At 68.2% G+C, this 19,444-nt stretch carries 17 protein-coding genes; 9 read left to right on the top strand and 8 right to left on the bottom strand.

Translation table 11 applies throughout. The annotated features are described in order from the left end of the window. The first annotated feature begins 3 nt into the window (after positions 1-3). The 9 genes from kdpB (at position 4) to WAQ08_RS10430 (ending at position 11,794) form a co-directional block, all read left to right on the top strand. On the top strand, positions 4-2,166 hold the full coding sequence (kdpB, locus tag WAQ08_RS10470) for a potassium-transporting ATPase subunit KdpB (RefSeq protein ID WP_422191516.1): 2,163 nt from the start codon (positions 4-6) through the stop codon (positions 2,164-2,166). Positions 2,167-2,198: 32 nt separating this feature from the next. Next, positions 2,199-2,837 (top strand): potassium-transporting ATPase subunit KdpC, encoded by a 639-nt coding sequence (gene kdpC / locus WAQ08_RS10465; RefSeq protein ID WP_422191515.1) that lies wholly within the window; start codon positions 2,199-2,201, stop codon positions 2,835-2,837. Positions 2,838-2,882: 45 nt separating this feature from the next. Next, on the top strand, positions 2,883-3,851 hold the full coding sequence (corA, locus tag WAQ08_RS10460; protein ID WP_422191514.1) for a magnesium/cobalt transporter CorA: 969 nt from the start codon (positions 2,883-2,885) through the stop codon (positions 3,849-3,851). Then, on the top strand, positions 3,848-6,712 hold the full coding sequence (locus WAQ08_RS10455; protein WP_422191513.1) for a DUF4118 domain-containing protein: 2,865 nt from the start codon (positions 3,848-3,850) through the stop codon (positions 6,710-6,712). The genes corA and WAQ08_RS10455 overlap by 4 nt, the downstream gene beginning before the upstream one ends. Beyond that, a complete protein-coding gene (gene kdpE, locus WAQ08_RS10450; protein ID WP_422191512.1) occupies positions 6,709-7,404 on the top strand; it encodes a two-component system response regulator KdpE in 696 nt (231 codons plus the stop codon). The genes WAQ08_RS10455 and kdpE overlap by 4 nt, the downstream gene beginning before the upstream one ends. A gap of 104 nt (positions 7,405-7,508) precedes the next feature. Beyond that, the gene (locus WAQ08_RS10445; RefSeq protein ID WP_422191511.1) at positions 7,509-9,173 is read left to right on the top strand and encodes a hypothetical protein; all 1,665 of its coding nucleotides are present in this window, start codon (positions 7,509-7,511) and stop codon (positions 9,171-9,173) included. A 113-nt stretch (positions 9,174-9,286) separates the two neighbouring features. Continuing rightward, positions 9,287-10,600 (top strand): Hsp70 family protein, encoded by a 1,314-nt coding sequence (locus WAQ08_RS10440; RefSeq protein ID WP_422191510.1) that lies wholly within the window; start codon positions 9,287-9,289, stop codon positions 10,598-10,600. A gap of 85 nt (positions 10,601-10,685) precedes the next feature. After that, entirely contained in the window at positions 10,686-11,315 is a 630-nt protein-coding gene (locus WAQ08_RS10435; RefSeq protein ID WP_422191509.1) for a Rhs element Vgr protein, read from the top strand. Positions 11,316-11,350: 35 nt separating this feature from the next. Then, positions 11,351-11,794, top strand: a complete 444-nt coding sequence (locus tag WAQ08_RS10430) for a hypothetical protein (protein ID WP_422191508.1) — start codon at positions 11,351-11,353, stop codon at positions 11,792-11,794. Positions 11,795-11,801: 7 nt separating this feature from the next. Here WAQ08_RS10430 and WAQ08_RS10425 read toward each other — a convergent pair whose 3' ends face one another. The 8 genes from WAQ08_RS10425 to WAQ08_RS10390 all read right to left on the bottom strand — a co-directional run bounded on the left by WAQ08_RS10425 (position 11,802) and on the right by WAQ08_RS10390 (position 19,439). Next, a complete protein-coding gene (locus tag WAQ08_RS10425) occupies positions 11,802-12,230 on the bottom strand; it encodes an MAPEG family protein (protein WP_422191507.1) in 429 nt (142 codons plus the stop codon). An 83-nt stretch (positions 12,231-12,313) separates the two neighbouring features. Further along, the gene (locus tag WAQ08_RS10420) at positions 12,314-14,371 is read right to left on the bottom strand and encodes an ATP-binding protein (protein WP_422191506.1); all 2,058 of its coding nucleotides are present in this window, start codon (positions 14,369-14,371) and stop codon (positions 12,314-12,316) included. 248 nt (positions 14,372-14,619) lie between these two features. Beyond that, positions 14,620-15,150, bottom strand: coding sequence for a MarR family winged helix-turn-helix transcriptional regulator (locus WAQ08_RS10415; RefSeq protein ID WP_422191505.1), 531 nt, complete (start codon positions 15,148-15,150; stop codon positions 14,620-14,622). Between the two features lie 64 nt (positions 15,151-15,214). Next, entirely contained in the window at positions 15,215-16,090 is an 876-nt protein-coding gene (locus WAQ08_RS10410) for an alpha/beta hydrolase (protein WP_422191504.1), read from the bottom strand. Positions 16,091-16,104: 14 nt separating this feature from the next. Continuing rightward, a complete protein-coding gene (locus WAQ08_RS10405; RefSeq protein ID WP_422191503.1) occupies positions 16,105-16,818 on the bottom strand; it encodes an ABC transporter ATP-binding protein in 714 nt (237 codons plus the stop codon). Next, positions 16,802-17,551: an ABC transporter ATP-binding protein gene (locus tag WAQ08_RS10400; protein WP_422191502.1), complete on the bottom strand. Its 750-nt coding sequence runs from the start codon at positions 17,549-17,551 to the stop codon at positions 16,802-16,804. The genes WAQ08_RS10405 and WAQ08_RS10400 overlap by 17 nt, the downstream gene beginning before the upstream one ends. Further along, complete coding sequence (locus WAQ08_RS10395; protein WP_422191501.1) at positions 17,548-18,555, bottom strand: branched-chain amino acid ABC transporter permease; 1,008 nt, start codon at positions 18,553-18,555, stop codon at positions 17,548-17,550. The genes WAQ08_RS10400 and WAQ08_RS10395 overlap by 4 nt, the downstream gene beginning before the upstream one ends. Then, entirely contained in the window at positions 18,555-19,439 is an 885-nt protein-coding gene (locus tag WAQ08_RS10390) for a branched-chain amino acid ABC transporter permease (RefSeq protein ID WP_422191500.1), read from the bottom strand. Before WAQ08_RS10390 ends, WAQ08_RS10395 begins: the two co-directional genes overlap by 1 nt. Positions 19,440-19,444 lie beyond the last annotated feature (5 nt).

Raw genomic sequence — 19,444 nt, 5'->3', positions numbered from 1 at the left:
ATCATGACGCGCAAGACTTTCTCTTTGTTCGACCCGGTGCTGCTCAAGCCCGCCGTGGCCGATGCTTTCCGCAAGCTGGCCCCGCAGGTCCAGTGGCGCAACCCGGTGATGTTCGTCGTCTACGTGGGCGCGATCGTCACCACCGGCCTGTGGGCGCAGGCGCTGGGCGGCCAGGGCGAGGCGCCCGCCGGCTTCATCCTGGCCATCGCGCTGTGGCTGTGGTTCACGCTGCTGTTCGCCAACTTCGCCGAGGCCCTGGCCGAAGGCCGCAGCAAGGCCCAGGCGGCCTCGCTGCGCGGCCTGAAACGGCAGACCTGGGCCAAGAAGCTGCATGAGCCCAAGGGGGCGCCGGGCCGCTCACAAGACCCCTTGGCCCCCTCGGGGGGGCTGCCGCACAGCGGCAGCTCTGGGGGCACCACGTACCATGGATCGCAGTTCCACCCCATCGAGGCCGACCAGCTCCGCAAGGGCGATGTCGTGCTGATCCAGGCCGGCGACACCGTGCCGGCCGATGGTGAAGTGATCGAGGGTGTGGCCTCGGTGGACGAGAGCGCCATCACCGGCGAATCAGCCCCCGTGATCCGCGAATCCGGCGGTGACTTCTCGGCCGTGACGGGCGGCACGCGCGTGCTGTCCGACTGGATCGTGGTGCGTGTCACCGTCAACCCGGGCGAGACCTTCGTGGACCGCATGATCGCAATGGTGGAAAACGCCAAGCGCCACAAGACACCCAACGAGATCGCGCTGACCATCCTGCTGGTGGCGCTGACCATCGTGTTCCTGGTCGTCACCGTGACGCTGCTGCCCTTCTCGATGTTCGGTGTGCAAGCCTCGGGCTCGGGCTCGCCCGTGCCCATCACGGTGCTGGTCGCGCTGCTGGTGTGCCTGATCCCCACCACCATCGCCGGGCTGCTGTCGGCCGTGGGCGTGGCGGGCATGAGCCGCATGCTGCAGGCCAATGTGATCGCCACCTCGGGCCGGGCCGTGGAAGCCGCTGGCGACGTGGACGTGCTGCTGCTGGACAAGACCGGCACCATCACCCTGGGCAACCGCCAGGCCGCCGCCTTCCTGCCCGCACCGGGTGTATCGCCGCAGGAGCTGGCCGATGGCGCCCAGTTGGCCTCGCTGGCCGACGAGACGCCCGAAGGCCGCAGCATCGTCGTGCTGGCCAAGCAGCAGTTCCAACTGCGCGAGCGCGACATCGCCGCCCTGGGCGCCAGCTTCGTGCACTTCTCGGCGCAGACACGCATGAGCGGTGTCGACCTGCCCGGCGAGAACGGCCAGACCGTGGCCGTGCGCAAGGGTGCGGCCGAAGCGATCCGCAAGCACGTGGAGTCGCTGGGCGGGCACTACCCGGCCCAGGTGTCTCAGACCGTCGATGAGATCTCGCGCCGAGGCGGCACGCCGCTGGTGGTGGCCCACGGCACGCGCGTGCTGGGCGCCATCGAGCTGAAAGACATCGTCAAGGGCGGCATCAAGGAGCGCTTTGCCGAACTGCGCCGCATGGGCATCAAGACCGTGATGGTGACGGGCGACAACCGCCTGACCGCCGCCGCGATCGCCGCCGAAGCCGGTGTGGACGACTTCCTGGCTGAGGCCACCCCGGAAGACAAGCTCAAGCTGATCCGCAGCCACCAGGCCGAAGGCCGCCTCGTGGCCATGACGGGCGACGGCACCAACGACGCGCCCGCCCTGGCCCAGGCCGACGTGGCCGTGGCGATGAACTCCGGCACGCAGGCCGCCAAGGAGGCCGGCAACATGGTCGATCTGGACAGCAACCCGACCAAGCTGATCGAGATCGTCGAGACCGGCAAGCAGATGCTGATGACCCGTGGCGCGCTGACCACCTTCAGCATTGCCAACGACATCGCCAAGTACTTCGCCATCATCCCGGCGGCCTTCGTGAGCACCTACCCGGCCCTGGGCGCACTGAACGTGATGCAACTGGCCAGCCCCTCCTCGGCCATCCTGTCAGCGGTGATCTTCAACGCACTGATCATCGTCTTCCTGATCCCGCTGGCCCTGCGCGGCGTGACCTACCTGCCGCTGGGCGCGGCCATGCTGCTGCGGCGCAACCTGCTGGTCTACGGCCTGGGCGGCGTCATCGTGCCCTTCATCGGCATCAAGGTGATCGACCTGGTGCTCTCCGGGCTGGGTCTGGTCTGAATGTCCAGCCGCTTCTTTTCAGGAGACTCATCATGAACACCGCCATCACTCCCACCCCGGCCACCGAAGCGCCCGCCGACAACGGCGGCCTGCTGCGCCCAGCCCTGGTGCTCTTCCTGCTGCTGTCGCTGCTGACCGGCCTGGCCTACCCGCTGCTGACCACGGCCATCGCCAAGGCCGTGTTCCCCGCGCAGGCCGAAGGCAGCCTGCTGCGCAACCAGCAAGGCCAGCCCATCGGCTCGCGCCTGATCGGCCAGAACTTCACGGATCCTGGCCACTTCTGGGGCCGCCCCTCGGCCACCGGCACCCTGCCCTACAACGCGGCCCTGTCGGGCGGCTCCAACCAGGGCCCGCTCAACCCGGCACTGGTCGATGCCGTCAAGGCCCGCGTGGCCGCGCTGCGCCAGGCCGATCCCGGCAACACCGCGCCCGTGCCGCAGGATCTGGTCACGGCCTCGGCCAGCGGGCTGGACCCGCACATCAGCCCCGCGGCGGCCCGCTACCAGGCCGAACGCGTGGCCCATGCGCGCAAGCTGCCCGTCGATCAGGTCATGCAGCTCATCGAGCGCCGCACCGAGCCGCCCCAGCTGGGTGTGCTGGGCGATGCCCGCGTGAATGTGCTGCAGCTGAACCTGGCCCTGGACAAGGCTGCAGGCACCAACACGCCATGAGCCCCAGCGCTATCATGGCCTCAACATGACAGCCCCTCCCCCACGATGCTGATCAACTGTGTGGCCTACCGGCAAGGCCAGCGTCTGTCGGACTTCGGCCTGGACGAACTGCCGACCTACCTTGGGCAGCCCGACAGCTTCGTGTGGGTGGCCCTGCGTGACCCCGACGAGGCCGAACTGGCCCGCATGCAGAAGATCTTCAACCTGCATGAACTGGCCGTGGAAGATGCGCGCCATGGCCAGCAGCAGCCCAAGGTCGAGGAATACGGCGACACCCTGTTCGCGGTGATCAACACCATCGAGCTGGACGCCACCAACGAGCTGCGCATCGGCCAGGTCAGCATCTTCGCCGGCCCCGGCTTCGTGCTGTCGCTGCGTGCCGGCAGCAAGCATGGGCTGTTGGGCGTGCGCGAGCGGGCCGAACGCGAGCCCCACCTGCTGCGCCAGGGCCCGGGCTTCGTGCTCTATGCCGTGATGGACGCCGTGGTGGACCGCTACTTCCCCATCATCGAATCCTTCGATGACGAGCTTGAAGCCATCGAATCGCAGATCTTCGCGCCCGGCCTGGGCCGCGCCAACATCGAGCGCCTGTACCTGCTCAAGCAGCGCATCACCACCGTGCGCCATGCCGTCGCGCCCCTGATCGAGGCCGTCGCCAAGCTGGCCAGCGAACGTGCGCCCGGCGTGTGCCTGCACTCGCGCGCCTACTTCCGCGATGTCAACGACCACCTCACGCGCATCCAGCGCTCGCTCGAAACCCTGCGCGATTCCATCGGCACGGCCATCCAGGTGAACTTGTCGATGGTCACCATCGAAGAGTCCGAGGTCACCAAGCGCCTGGCCGCGTGGGCGGGCATCTTCGGCACGGCCACCGCCTTCGCGGGCATCTGGGGCATGAACTTCGACCACATGCCCGAGCTGCACTGGCGCTGGGGCTACCTGGCCGCGCTGGGCCTGATCGGTGCCACCTGCGGCGTGCTGTACTGGCGCTTCCGCCGCGCCGGCTGGCTGTGAACGACACCCAGCGCCCTGATCCTGACGCCCTGCTTGCCCAGGTGCAGCAGGACGAAGCCGACGCCCAGCGTGGCCGCCTGAAGATCTTCTTCGGCGCCAACGCAGGCGTGGGCAAGACCTATGCGATGCTCTCGGCTGCCCGCGCCGCACTGGCCCAGGGCACCGACGTGCTGATCGGCGTGGTCGAAACGCATGGCCGTGCCGAAACCCAGGCGCTGCTGGACCCGCTCGACGCGCCCCCGAATGGCCATCGCCCGGAAGCCGCTTCTGTCGAGGCCCAGCCCTCCGCGTCTGACAGCCCCACATCACGCCTGCCCATCCTGCCGCCGCGCCAGGTACCCTACCGCGACAAGGCCCTGCCCGAGTTCGACCTCGACACCGCACTGGCCCGCCGCCCCGCCCTCATCCTGATGGACGAGCTGGCCCACTCCAACGTGCCCGGTTCACGCCACCCCAAGCGCTGGCAGGATGTCGAAGAACTGCTGGACGCCGGCATCGACGTGTGGACCACAATGAACGTGCAACACCTCGACAGCCTGAACGACGTGGTTGGCGGCATCACCGGCATCCGCGTGTGGGAAACCGTGCCCGACAAGGTCTTCGACGAGGCCGACGAGGTGGTGCTGGTCGATGTGTCGCCCGACGACCTGCTGCAGCGCTTGAAGGAAGGCAAGGTCTACCTGCCCCAGCAGGCCCAGCACGCCGCGCGCAACTTCTTCCGCAAGGGCAACCTGATCGCGCTGCGCGAACTGGCCCTGCGCCGCACGGCTGATCGTGTCGACGACGACATGCTGCAGTACCGAAAGCAGAGCGCGGTGCAGCCCGTGTGGGGCGTGCGCGAATCGCTGCTGGCCTGCGTGGGCCCCGGCGAGCATGGCGACAAGACCGTGCGCGCCACGGCCCGGCTGGCCGCGCGCCTGGACGTGCCCTGGCACGCCGTGCATGTGGAAACGCCCGCCCTGCTGCGCCTGCCCGATGCCGCGCGCCACCGCGCCCTGCGCAGCCTCAAGCTCGCGCAGGACCTGGGCGCGACCACCGCCACGCTGGCCGCCCAGGACGAGGCCGAGGCCCTGGTGCGCTACGCCCGCCAGCACAACCTGCTGCGCGTGGTGACCGGCCGCCACGATGGCCGCGACGGCCCCACCTGGACACGCATACTGCGCCCCTGGCGCCGCCCACTGGCCGAGCGCATCGGCGCTCTGGGCCCGGACCTGGACGTGCTGGACATCGCCCTCTCGGCAGCGCCCGCGCGTGCCCCGGCCCTCGCCACCACCGAGGCCAGTGAGCCGATCAACTGGCGCGGCTACGCCATCGCCACCGTGCTGTGCCTGCTCACGGCGCTGCTGTCCACCGTGCTGCTGATGGACGTGTTCGAGCCGGCCAACATCGTCATGCTCTTTTTGCTGACGGTGGTGGTGGTGGCCATGCGCCACGGGCGTGGCCCGGCGGTACTGGCCTCCTGCCTGGCCGTGGGCGCCTTCGACTTCCTGTTCGTGCACCCGCGCTTTTCCTTCGCGGTGGGCGATTTCCAGTACCTGTTGACCTTGGCCGTGATGCTGATCGTGGGCCTGCTGATCGGCCAGATGACGGCCGGCCTGACCTACCAGGCCAAGGTGGCCCAACGGCGCGAGGACCGCATGCGCTCGCTCTACGAGATGTCGCGCGATCTGTCAGGCGCGCTGATGGCCGAGCAGGTGGCCGAGATCGCCGCGCGCTTCCTGAAGGCCGAGTTCGGCGCACGCTCGGCCCTGCTGGTGGCCGGCGATGACGCGCTGAACGCCACGGGCAGCGAACGTCTGGGCGAGCCCATCGCCTCCAGCCCCGCGCCCGAGCTGGACGCGGCCATCGCCCAATGGAGCTACACCAAGGCCGAAGCCGCCGGCCACGGCACCGACACCCTCACCGCCAGCCCCACGCTCTACCTGCCGCTGGCCGCGCCCATGCGCCTGCGCGGCGTACTGGCCGTGCAGCCGGAAGACTCGACCCGGCTGGCCGTGCCCGAGCAGCGCCGCCTGCTGGACACCTGCGCCTCGCTGCTGGCCATCTCGCTCGAACGCATCCACTACATCGAGGTGGCCCGCGCCAGCACCGTGCAGATGGAATCCGAGCGCCTGCGCAATTCGCTGCTGGCCGCCGTCTCGCATGACCTGCGCACGCCGCTGGCCTCGGTGCAGGGCCTGGCCGAATCGCTGCTGCACACACGCCCGCCCTTGCCCGAGCCCGCCGCCGGCACGGCCGTGGCCCTGCACGAGGCCGCGCTGCGCATCAACGCCCTGGTCACCAACCTGCTGGACATGGCCCGCCTGCAGGCCGGCGCCGTGCAGCTCGACCGCCAGTGGCAGCCGCTGGAAGAAGTGGTCGGGGGCGCCATCAAGGCCGCGCGGCCCGCGCTGGGTGATCGCCCTGTCCAGGCACACCTGCCCGGTGATCTGCCCTTCGTGCTGATCGACGCCGTGCTGATCGAACGCGTGCTGGCCAACCTGCTGGAGAACGCCGCCAAGTACACCCCCGCCCACACGGCCATCGAGATCGGCGCTGGCGCCGAGGCCGAGCACATCACCCTGTGGGTGGACGACCACGGCCCCGGCCTGCCCAAGGGGCGCGAAGAGGCCCTGTTCAACAAGTTCGAGCGCGGCCAGAAGGAAAGCGCCACCCCCGGCGTAGGCCTGGGCCTGGCCATCTGCCGTGCCATCGTGGCGGCGCACGGTGGCACCATCCAGGGCCAGAACCGTGAAGGCGGCGGCGCGCGCTTCGTGGTGCGCATCCCGCGCGGCCAGCCGCCGGCCCTGGAGGCCCCCGCCGAAGTCCCGCTTGATGACGCCCTAACCCACGCGGCCACCGACCAAACCGCTGCCTCATGAGTGACCCGACACCCCGCCTGCTGCTGGTCGAAGACGACGCGCACATCCGCCGCTTCGTGCGTCTGGCGCTTGAAGGCGAACAGATGGAGGTGCATGAAGCGCCCACCCTGCGCGCCGGCCTGATCGATGCCGGCACACGCCGGCCCGACCTGGTCGTGCTGGACCTGGGCCTGCCCGATGGCGACGGCGTGGCTTTCATCCGTGACCTGCGCAGTTGGTCGCAGATGCCGGTGATCGTGCTGTCGGCCCGCACGGCCGAGGCAGAGAAGATCGCCGCGCTCGATGCCGGCGCGGATGATTACCTCACCAAGCCCTTCGGCACCGGCGAGTTGCTGGCCCGCGTGCGCGCGCAGTTGCGCCGCCGTGCGCAGGGCGCCGGGGGGCAGGCCTCGGCCATCACCACCTTCGGCGACGTGGTGCTGGACCAGGCCCGCCGCGTGGTCGAGCGCGGCGGCCAGCCCGTGCACCTCACCCCCATCGAGTACCGCCTGCTGGCCCATCTGGCCGCCCACCCGGACCGCGTGCTCACCCACCGCCAGCTGCTGCACGCCGTGTGGGGCCCCTCCCACGCCGAGGACACGCACTACCTGCGCGTGCACATGGCCAACCTGCGCAAGAAGATCGAGCACGATCCCTCGCAGGCCCGGCACCTGGTCACGGAAACAGGCGTCGGCTACCGCTTCGTGCCCTGAACGGCCACCCGTGAGCAAGGGGTTCAGTGCTGCTTGGCACAGGCTCATACTCCCTGCTGTCACAAAAATCCAGGACGCTCACGTCCACAAGGGAGTTGAAGTACATGAACACGATCCGCTGGACGATGGTGGCCGCGTGCCTGAGCCTGTTGGCCGCGTGCGGCGGTGGGGATGGGGGTGGCGGGGGCAAGAAACCGAAGCCGGACCCGCAATCGGAGACACCCAGCTCGCTGTCTGCCGCCTATGAGGTGGCCCTGTCCTACGATGAGGACTACCTCGACATCATCGATCCCAGCACCGCCAATGTGCTGAGCAGCGTCCCGGTGAGCGGCTTCGAGCGTTGGCGCATCACGCTCAGCATGTCGCAGAGCAGCGATGGCAGCACACAGACCTACCGGCATGCGGCGATGTTGTACTACCTCGATGGCAAGGTGCAGGCCGTGGACCTTGCGCGCGGCAGTTCGACAACACCGCGGCAGGTGTCCTCGATCACCAACGCATGCCGCATCCTGTGGCACATCGACAGTGACCTGACGGGCAAGAACAGCTGGCTGGCCATCGCCACGAAGGGCACAGACAATCTATGCGACACCAGTGACGACGCGCTCGTGCTGGTCAACAGCAGCATGTCGGCCGTCACCGCCCCCAACACCGGGACCTTCAACCCGGCCGGGCTGATCACGACAGGACGCGATGCCGCGGGCAATCTCCAGAGCCTGATCACCTTCGAGCCCAGCGTCGGGCGCTTCGTGCATTGGCGCCTGGACAGCAGCGGCCCCTATCCCACCATTGAAAGCAACGACCTGCCCTTCCCTGCCTCTGCGGACATCCGCTGGCTGGGCCTGGTGCCTGGCCACCGTGACCGGGGCATCGTGCAGGTCGAGGGCACCTTGCGCATGCTGTCCTGGACCAGCACCAGCGCCACCTTGTCACCCACGCTGATATCCGGTGTTGTGCCAGACGGCCCGTTCATCGCGACCGACAACAACCGCCTCTATGTCGTCAGGGCACTGCCCAGCCCGGCCCTCATCGCCTTCGACGGATCGGGCAACATACCGCCGCCCATGCTGCCGCTGGACACCAGCAAAGGTGATCCCACCCAATTGATGGTGAACGGCGACACCATGTGGGTGGTCCAGCAGGACACCACGCTCGCCACGGCACCCAGCACCCTGACAGGCTTCAACAAGACCACCGGAGCATCGCGCGAGGTGGATCGCTATGAGGTTCCAGACGGCATGCCCGCCGATCTGGTCATGCGTCTTGCCGGCGTGAATGGCACCCGGCTGGTCTACACCAAGCCCTCCGAGGATGAAGACGACGACATCTCGCTGCATGTCATCGACAACGCCAGCGCGGCCCCCCGTCTTCTGGCGGGGCGTGCGTTTCATATCGGCGCTCAGGCCGAGCGCACGGCAACAGTCGGTCAGTTCTCCGACGCCACGTACCTGCTGTGGTGCGACAAGGGCACCGCCTCAACCCCAGTCGATTGCAGCGCGTCGCGCTTCAAGAGCTACAACATGGCGACGGGTACCGTGATCGCCCTGGGGCAGAACATCACGACCACCGATGCCTTGGCGGTGCTGGACTCAGCCCGCCTGGCGGACATCTACGCCCAGCATCCCTTGATCACAACCCAGTATCCTGACGGGACCACCACCACACTGTGGCAGTTCAAGCCTGATCTGGCCGGCTCCCTGAAGTTCGTCATCGGACGAGGCAGCTCCAGCGCTGGCAGCAGCCCCAGCGCCAGCAGCGCCTCCCCCTGAAGCAAGCGCTCGCCGGGGGCGGCTGAAGGCAGGGACAGGACAGACGCGGTATAAACGCCCCTTCGCCCCTTGCTTTTCCTTTCCCCGGCGCCCTCAGGGCGTCCGCTTCGCCCATGAGCTACTGCGCCATCGACTTCGGCACCTCCAACTCGGCCATCGCCATCCCGGCCAACGGAGCCCAGGCCATGCGCCTGGTGCCGCTGGAAAACGGCCAGCCCACCATGCCGACGGCGGTGTTCTACTGCACCGACGCGGACGACCTGCCCCCCGCCGTGCACCGCCCGCCCGTGCCCGAGTTGCCCCGCGCCTTCGGCCGCGCCGCCGTGCAGGCCTATGTCGATGGCTACGAAGGCCGCCTGATGCGCTCCATGAAGAGCGTGCTGGGCACCGCGCTGATCGACCAGACCACCGAGGTGGGCCACGGCCATGGCGTGAAGTACCTGGACATCGTCACCGGCTACCTGCGCCACCTGCGCACCCTGGCCGAGGCCGATGGCGGCCAGAGCCTGAGCCGCGTGGTGATGGGCCGCCCCGTCTTCTTCGTCGATGACGACGCCGAGCGTGATGCGCAGGCCCAGGCCTCGCTGGAGGCCGCCGCCCGCGCCGTGGGCTTTGCCGACATCGCCTTCCAGTACGAGCCCATCGCGGCCGCCCTGGACCACGAGCAGCGCGCCGAGCGCGAAGAACTGGTGCTGGTGGCCGACATCGGCGGCGGCACCTCCGACTTCTCCGTGGTGCGCGTGGGCCCCGAGCGCGCCCAGCGCCTGGACCGCCGCGACGACATCCTGGCCAACCACGGCGTGCACATCGCCGGCACGGATTTCGACCGCCGCGTCTCGCTGGGCAGCGTGATGCCGCCCCTGGGTTTCGGCGCCTTCGGGCCCGAGGTGAAGGGCCAGCCCGCACGCCCCGTGCCCAGCCGCGTCTACTTCGACCTGAGCACCTGGCACCTGGTCAACACCGTGTACGCGCCGCAGCGTGTGGCGGAACTGGCCAACATGGTCGACTTCTATGGCGAGCCGGTGCACCACCAGCGCCTGATGTCCACCGTGCGCCACCGCCTGGGCCATGCCCTGCTGGGCCGATCCGAATCGGCCAAGATCGCCGTGGCCGAACACGGCACCGCCGACATCGACCTGGGCGTGGTGGAAGCCGGCCTGGCCTCGCACCTGGATGCACCGGGCATGGAGCAGGCCCTGCGTGACGACCTGGCCCGCATCGTGGCCTGCGCGCGCGACACGGTGGCCCGTGCCGGCCTTCAGCCCGCAGACATCGACGCGCTGTACTTCACCGGCGGCTCCACCGGCCTGGGCCTGCTGACCGACGGCCTGGCCGCGGCCTTCCCGACGGCACGCGCAGCACGCGGCGACCGGCTGGCCTCGGTGGCCACCGGCCTGGGTCTGTACGCAGGGCGTCTGTTCGCCTAGAGCCACCATCACCCAAGGTTCCCACCGGTTGACCAGCCTGCCTGGTCAACAGGAGAATGTCCCGATCACACAGGGGAACACCGTCATGTCCTTCAACCGGCCAAGCTCGGCGCCACGCCAGATGCCGCATGCGGCTCCTTCCGGCACGGAGCGGATGTCGCCCATGGAAAGGCCGACATCCGCTGCGCAATACGCTTCGTCAGACGAACGCGCACTGACGGCCGGCGAAATTGCGATGGCCCGAGTCATCTTCAAGAGCGCCATCGCCTACGGGAAGGTGAAAATTCACCGCGGCAGCTATTTCCCGTTCGGACTGCAAAGCAAAGGCACGGCGGTCGCGCCGAACGGCAACATCTATTTCCTGCCGGAAGACTACCTCGCCGATTTTTCTGCAGGCACCGTGTACGACAAGCGTTGGCTGATCCATGAGTTGACGCATGTATGGCAATACCAGCTCGGATACCCCGTGCGCCTGCGGGGCGCAGTGCGCATTGGCTTGGACTATGACTACGTACTGGCCAAGGACAAGCGGCTGGGCGACTACAACATGGAAGCGCAGGGAGACATCCTCGCCGACTATTTCGCGCTGCTCTACCTCAAGGCACCGGGCATCGTCCACCATCGCGTCGACGGCAAGACTCCGACACTGGCTGACTACGAGCATGTCCTGCAGGACTTCATAGCCAACCCGTCCGACAAGAAGAACCTGCCGTGATCGTCCACACGCTCCGGGAACGATGGGCTTCCTGCATGATGGCCGCCGTGCTTGGCGTGTCGGCCTGCACACCCCAGAGAACAGACAGCGGAACGGCCATCGTCACCCTGCATCAAGGCCTGCCCTGCTTCTCCGTCGAGGACCGGCTGGACACGCGCGACAAGGCCCTGAAACTCGCGTACGTGCAAGTCGTCGATGCCAGCGGTCACCAGGCCTGGGATGCCCAGTTTCGTGACGGCACGAGGATCACCTCTGCCAGCTGCATCACCTACGGATCACGCACCGAGAGCATGACAACAACCACGCCCGCCATGCCACTGGCAGTTGGCCAGCGCTACAGAGTCATCGTCATGGCACCTGTGGCTGATTTGCCATCAGCGCCTCAAGGCTACACAGCGAGTTTCTGCATGACCACGGCAGGGCCAGCCCCCATGGCGACACCAACCTCCGCCAGTTCATGCGAAGGGGTGGCACGCTGACGCGGCTTCAGCCCAGCGCCAGCACCCGGCGCAGCAACGTCGCCAGCATGAACCACAGCACCAGGCTGGACAGCAGGTAGAACACGAAGCGCACCTTCACGAGGTTGACGGTGCAGTGCACCAGGCTGTGCGCCGCGCGCAGGCCCACGAAGAGCCAGGCCGCCGTCACGTCCATGGGCGACACCCAGCCCAGGTGCAGCAGGGTCAGGCAGATCACGTAGAACAGCACCGGCAACTCGAACAGGTTCTTCAGGTTGTTCGAGGGCGCCTCGGCCGATTCGGGCAGGCGCAGCGCCATCTTCTGCGGCGTATTCACTTCCTGCGGGTCGACGCCGTGGCGGACCATGTAGCCCAGCCGGCGCACGTACATGAAGACCCAGACCACGAAGGTCAGCACCATCATGGCGACCAGCGGATTGAGGATGTTGGCGGGCATGGCGGGGCGTCTCCTGCTTGGTGTTGAATGCCCACCATTGTGGGCCAACACCCGCACCCCCCGCCGGGGCCCCGGCCCACGCTTCAGGCCATGCCGGCCACGCCGGTGTGCTCGTCCACGCAGCGCAGCAGCGCCACCACGTCCAGCGGTTTGGTCAGGTAGGCCGTGAAGCCGCTGGCCTTGGCCTTGTCGATCTGCTCGCTCATCGCGTCGGCCGAGAAGGCCACGCGCGGCACACCTTTGAGCGCCGGGATCGCCGCCAGGCGCTTCACCAGCTCGAAACCATCCATGTCGCCCAGGTGCATGTCGAGCAGCAGCAGGCCGGGCCGCGAGGCCGTGGCCAGCGCCACCGCCTCGGCGCCGTTGCGCGCCACCAGCAGGCGGCAGGCCGGGCGCAGCTCCAGCACCCTGCGGATCAGGTCGATGTTGACCTCGTTGTCCTCGGCGTAGAGCACGGTGAGGCCGCCATGGGGCGCCTCCAGCATGGGGCCGCCGGCCGCCGGCGGACAGGCCTCGCCACCATCGTCATCGCAGGCCGTGGGCAGCCACACAGTGAAGCACGAGCCCACGCCGGGCTCGCTGCGCACATCGATGTGGCCCTGCATCAGCTCGACCAGGCGGTGCACGATCACCAGGCCGATGCCCGTGCCCTCGATGGCGGTGCGCTCGGCCCCCAGGCGGTTGAAGGATTCGAACAGGTGGGCCTGCTGGTCGGGCGTCATGCCGATGCCGGAATCCTGCACCTCCAGCCCCAGCAGGGCTGTGCCGTCGGGTGGCTGGGCGGGTTGCTGGCGCAGGCGCACCGTCACTTCGCCGCCCGGGTTGTTGTACTTGACGGCATTGCTCAGCAGGTTGACCAGTATCTGGCGCAGGCGCAGGCGGTCCGCGTGCACACGCCACTTGGCCGGCCCCACTTCGGAGACCAGGCGGATGCCGGCCTCACGGGCCATGGATTCGACCAGGTTGAGTGCTTCGTCCATCACCTGGCGGGCGGGCACGTCTTCCATGGCCAGGGGCAGGCCGCCGACCTCGATGCGCGACAGGTCCAGCACATCGCTGATCACGTCCAGCAGGTGGGCGCCGGCGCGTTCGATCAGGTCCACCTTGTTGCGCTGGCTGTCGGCCAGGGGCTGGGCACGGTCCAGGCGCAGCAACTGGGCAAAGCCAATCACGGCATTGAGCGGCGTGCGCAGTTCGTGGCTCATGCGCGAGAGGAACTCGCTCTTGGCACGGTTGGCGTCCTCGGCGGCACGGGTGGCCACGCGGGCCTCCTGCAGCAGCTTCTGGTCGGTCACGTCGGCGGTGTGGCCGTACCAGACCACCTGGCCATCGGCCTCGATCACCGGCAGCGCGCGGCCACGGTAGTGGCGCAGGCCCTTGGTGGGCAGCAGCACGCGGTATTCGAAATCGACCGGGTGCAGGGGCTGGCCCAGCTTGGGCGGCTGGCCCAGGCGTTCGGCGTACTTCAGGTCTTCCGGGTGCACGCGCACGTGGTGGGCGTAGTAATCATTGGCCATCACCTCGGAGGGCAGCTCGAACATCTCCAGCGCCCTGTCGCTGATGTACATGAAGCGCGCCCGGCCATCGGGCCCGAAGCCGATCTTGTGGATGATGCCCGGCACGAACTTGCCCATGCTGCTGAGCAGGGCCTCGCGCTCGACCAGGGCCCGCTCGGAGGCCTTGCGCGCGGTGACGTCCTGCATCAGCGCCACGAAATGCGAGGGCTCGCCCTGAGCGTCGCGCGCCAGGGTCAAGGTCACGTGGACATGCACCGCATGGCCATCGACATGCAGGTAGCGCTTTTCGGTGCGGAACGTCGTCTGGGCGCCGCCCGCGAGTGCACGCACCGCTGCACGGCAGGTCTCCAGGTCATCGGGATGGGTGATCTCCAGGCAGGTGCGCTGGCAGAGCTGCTCACGGCTCAGCCCCGTCATGGCGCACAGCGCGGGATTGACCTCCAGGAAGCGGCCGTCCAGGCCGACCAGGGCCTGGCCATGGTCGCCCAGCTCGAAGCAGTCACGAAACCGCTGGGTTTCGGCGCGCGACTGGCGCAGCAGGGCTTCGAGCCGTGCGATGCGCTGACTGGGCGACAGGCCGTCGAAGGCATCGACGACCGTGCCGGATGAGGCGTTGCTGTCCATGGGATCCCGTGAAGTTCATGCGGCCCCTTGAAGGCGGGCCACTGATACACGGAATTCATGTCCGTGCTCATTGGGAGCACCCGGCGTCATCTCATTTTTCACATGACGTCATATCGTGTGACGCCACATGGTGTCCGGCCGGGCACAACCTTTGTCCGATTATGCGCTTTGTTGCAACACAATGCGGGCGGCACTAGGGGATTTCCGGAGGGTTCAAGCAGTCAAAAGCGACAATTTGGCAGACAGCCTCAGCCTTGCGCGTCGTGATCGGCACAGGCGTGCATCACCTGCACGCGCAACTGGCCCAGCTGGGTGTGCAGGGATTGCACCGTCTTGGCGTCCAGCTCGGCGAACAGTTCCAGGATCCACTGCTCGTGCGCCTCGGCCATGCGGGAGAACACCTTCCGGCCGCTGTCGGTCAGGCGGATGATCCAGGAACGCCGGTCGGTGGGGCTGGCCTCGCGGGTGACCAGGGCCTCGCGCTCAAGCTCGTCGGTCAGGGTGGTGATGTTGCCGCCGGTCACCATCAGGTAGCTCGACAGCTCCTTCATCTTCAGCCCCTCGGGCTTGCGGTAGAGCTGGGCCATGTAGTCGAAGCGGGCCAGCGAGATGCCGAAGTTCGCGCGCAGGCGGCGGCGGATCTCGTCCTCGATCTGCGTGGTGCACGACAGCATGCGCAGCCACAGGCGCAGCACGGCGTGGTCATCCTGCACCAGGCGGGCCTCGTGGCCCAGTTCATCGGCCTGGATCAGGAGCTTGTGGCTCGGATCGGCTTTCATCGTGTTGACTCCCCTGCACAAAAAAGACGATGTTCTGTCTGAGGCGCAAGCGTAACGGGTCCGATCAGGGGTCAAGCCCCAGTTGCCTGGCCACCCACTCACACAAGGGGCTGTCGGCCTGCTCGAAGCCGTAGATGGCTGAATAGTGGTTCGCCCCCGGCAGAGCCTGCAGCGTGGCGGTGTTGCCCTGTGCGGCCCAGGCCTCATGGAAGGTGCTGGACTGGCGCGCGAATTCGGCCGTCTCGTCGGCGCCCCAGGTGATCAGGGTGGGTGTGCTGCAGGGGCGCACGCCGAACAGCGGCGAGTTGCGGCGGATCACGCCATCGTCGAGCTGGATCTGCGGCTGCAGGAAGCTGTAGCGCAAGGGCTGCAGATCGAACAGGCCGCTGACCAGCACGGCCGCCTTGAAGGGGTCGGCCGGCAGGCCGTAATCCTCGGCCCAGCGCGTCTGCAGGGCCATGGCCGCCAGGTGGCCTCCGGCGGAATGGCCCCCGATGGCCACACGTTCAGGATCGCCGCCGTACTCGCCGATGTGGCGCAGCACCCAGGCCAGCGAGGCCCGGGCCTGGCGGGTGATCTCGTCGATGCTCACGCTCGGGGCCAGCGCGTAGTTCACCACCACGGTGGTGATGCCGCGCGCCTGCAGGCCCAGGGCCACGCAGCTGAAATCCTTGGACGACAGTGCCCGCCAGTAGCCGCCATGGATGAAGACGAAGACGGGGGCGTTGGGCTGCTCTGCCGGGAAGATGTTCAGCGTCTCGGCCAGCGTGGGGCCGAAGGGGATGCCCAGCACGCAGCGCAGGCGCTCACGGGCCAGGCGGCTCTGCTCGGCATAGTGGCGCCCGTACTGGGCCGGGTCGTCCAGGCCGATCACCGGGTTGTACTCGGCGTCGATCTGCGCCTGGTTGAGGAAGCTGCGGTAAAGCGGGGCCTGGGTCATGGGTGTCCTTCCGCTCACAGGCCCAGGTAGGCCTGGCGGATGCTGGGGTCTCCGATCAGGTCGGCGGCCGGGCCATGTCGCACCACGTGGCCATCTTCCATCACGTAGGCCGTGTCGGCGATCGACAGCGCCGCATACACGTTCTGTTCCACCACGCCGATGGTCATGCCCTGGTCGCGGATGGCGCGCAGCGCGGTGAACACCTCGTCGGCCATGGCGGGGGCCAGGCCCAAGCTGGGCTCGTCCAGCAGCAGCACGCGGGGCAGTGACATCAGGCCGCGCGCCAGGGCCAGCATCTGCTGCTCGCCACCGGAGAGCAACCCGGCCTGCGTGCTGCGCCGTTCACGCAGGCGCGGAAACAGCTCGTACATCTTCTCCACGCGCGGCTGCCAGCCCTTGCGCGAGCGGGCCGTGAAGGCGCCCATGCGCAAGGTCTCGGCCACGGTGAAGTCGGGAAACACCAGCCGGCCTTCGGGCACCAGCGCGATGCCGTCATCCACGCGCTGGTCGGCACGGCGGGCCGTCACGTCGCGCCCATCGAAGCGGATGCTGCCGCCGCGCAAAGGCAGCAGCCCGGCCAGCGAGCGCATCAAGGTGGACTTGCCCGCGCCGTTGCTGCCGATCACGGCGGTGATGGAGCCGGCCTCGATGGCCACGTCCACCCCGCCGAGCACCTCGATCTCGCCATAGCCCGAGCGGGCGCCTTGGGCTTCAAGCAGGGTGGGCATGACGTTGTTCTCCGAGATAGGCCTTGATGACGCGGGGATCGTTGGCGACCTCGGCGGGCAGCCCTTCGACGACCTTGCGGCCCTCGTGCAGCACGACGATGCGGTCGCTCAGGCGCATCAGCGCCTTCATCACGTGCTCGATGATGATGATGCTGAGCTTGTGACGCTCACGCACCCCACGGATCAGCTCCAGCGCGGCCTCCACCTCGGTGGCGTTCAGGCCGGCCAGCACCTCGTCGAGCAGCAGCACGCGCGGGCCCGTGGCCAGGGCGCGGGCGATCTCCAGCCGTTTGCGGCCAGCCAGGTTGAGCTGCGAAGCCGGCAGGTGGGCACGGTCGGCCAGGCCGGTCTCTTCCAGCACGGCCATGGCCTGCTCGCGCGCCTCAGCGGGTGACTTGAGTTGCCGGCGGCCGTACATGACGGCCACCGTGGCGTTCTCCAGCACCGTCATCGACGGGAAGGGCCGCACGATCTGGAAGGTGCGCGACACGCCCATGGCGTTGATGCGCTCAGGCGGCAGGCCCTGCACGGCCTGGCCGTCGAGCAGGATCTCGCCCGAGCTGGGCACCACGTTGCCGGCGATCATCGCGAACAGCGTGGTCTTGCCCGCGCCGTTGGCGCCCATGATGCCCAGGATCTCGCCCTCGGTCACGTCGAAGCCCACGTCGTTGACGGCGATGTTGCCGCCATAGCGGCGCGTCAGGTTGCGCAGGGACAGCAGCGGCGTGCTCATCGTGCGCCCTCCGTGGCGGGCAGCTTGGCTGCGGTGCCGCCGTTGCCCGACTTGCCGGATGGGCCCGCAGCGACCTTGCGCGAGAACAGCTTGTCGACCGCCGCGCTCAGCCCACCCGGGGCCAGCAGCACGAAACCGATCAGCAGCACGCCCAGGATGATCATGTAGGTCTGCGGCCAGCGCGCCCACAGCAGCTCGCCCAGCAGCATGATGAAGCCCGCGCCCAGGATGGGCCCGACCGGCCGGTCGCTGCCGCCGATGATGGCCATGGTCACGATGGTGAAGGAGGTGACCGGGCTGAACAGCTGCATGGGCTCGAAGTAGGTGGTGCGCAGCACGCTGAGCGCGCCCACCATGCCCGGGATCACGGCCGACAGCGCGAAGGCCAGGATCTTGAGCTTGGAGGTGGGCACGCCCACGGTGGCCGCGGCCACCTCATCTTCACGGATGGCGCGCAGGCCCGCGCCGAAGCGCGAGTGCGTCAGTACCCAGTTGATGCCCGTGGCCAGCACGGCCAGCACCAGCATCGGGTAGAACAAGGTGACCGTGTCAGGCGTGTCGATCAGCAGCCGGCCGCTGGAGCCCAGGGCCGCCTCAATGGCCACCACGATGTACTTGAGGAACTCGGAGATGCCCAGCGTGAGGATCACGAAATAGGGCCCCCGCACGCGCAGCGCCGGGTAGCCCACGGCCACGGCCAGCACGGCCGCCGCCACGCCCGCCATGGGCACGATCACAAAGATGGACACGCCTTGCCAGGCCAGCGCCATCAGGTAGGCGCCCAGCCCGTAGAACACGGCGTGGCCCAGCGACATGTAGCCGGTCATGCCGGAGAAAGCCACCCAGCTGCCGGCCAGGGCGATCCAGGCGCACAGCTGCGTGAGCACGCCCACGCCATAGGCACTGAGCGCCAGGGGTGAACAGGCGGCCAGCACCACCAGCAGGCCACCCAGGCCGGCCAGGACGCGGGGCCCCTTGTCAGGAGAGGATGCGGTTCGAGCCATCAGATTGCCTTGCGTCCGAACAGGCCCTGCGGCCGCACGAACAGGATGAGGATGAAGAGGCCATAGACCAGGATGGAGCGGTAGGCGGCCGACGTGAGCGCCACGCCGTAGACCTCCACCAGGGCCAGCAGCAAGCCGCCGACCAGGGTGCCGCCCAGCGAGCCCAGCCCGCCCAGGATCACCACCACAAAGGCCGCGATGGTGTACGGGAAGCCGCTGAAGGGCGTGACGCTTTCGGTCATGCTGATCAGCGAGCCGGCCAGGCCCGCCAGCGCGAAGCCCAGGCAGAACACCGCCAGGTTCACGCGCTCGGCATTGATGCCGACCAGCGAGGCCGCATCACGCTGCTGGATCAGCGCGCGGATGGCCAGGCCGTAGATGCTGAAGCGGAAGAACGCCATCACCGCCACGGTCGCGCCCACGCTGATGCCCAGGATCACCAGGCGGTTGACCGCCACGGACACCGAGCCCACCTGCACCAGCTCGTCCATGTAGCCGTAGCTGCGCGCATCGGCCGTGAAGGCCATGGACACCACGTTCTGCAGGATGATGGACAGGCCGAAGAAGATCAGCAGGGAGTTGGCCTGCAGGCGCGCGGCCACGGCGCTGTTGCGCGTCTGCGATTTGAAGAAGAGCTGGTAGCACGCGGCCCCCAGCAGGGCCGCCAGCGCCATCGCGCCGAACAGGCCCAGCAGCGGGCTCACGCCCAGCGCCGTGAAGCCCCAGTAGGCCGCATAGCCGCCCACCATCATCACCTCGCCGTGGGCCACGTTGAGCAGCCGCATCGCGCCGTAGATGAGGTTGAGCCCCATGGCCACCAGCGCGTAGGTGGACGCGAGCATCAGGGCTGCCAGCAGCAGCTCGGGAGACAGGATCTGGGTCATGGGGC

The organism is Aquabacterium sp. (assembly GCF_049274795.1).
GTDB lineage: Bacteria > Pseudomonadota > Gammaproteobacteria > Burkholderiales > Burkholderiaceae_C > Aquabacterium.
This window is presented reverse-complemented; position numbering and strand designations above follow the sequence as displayed.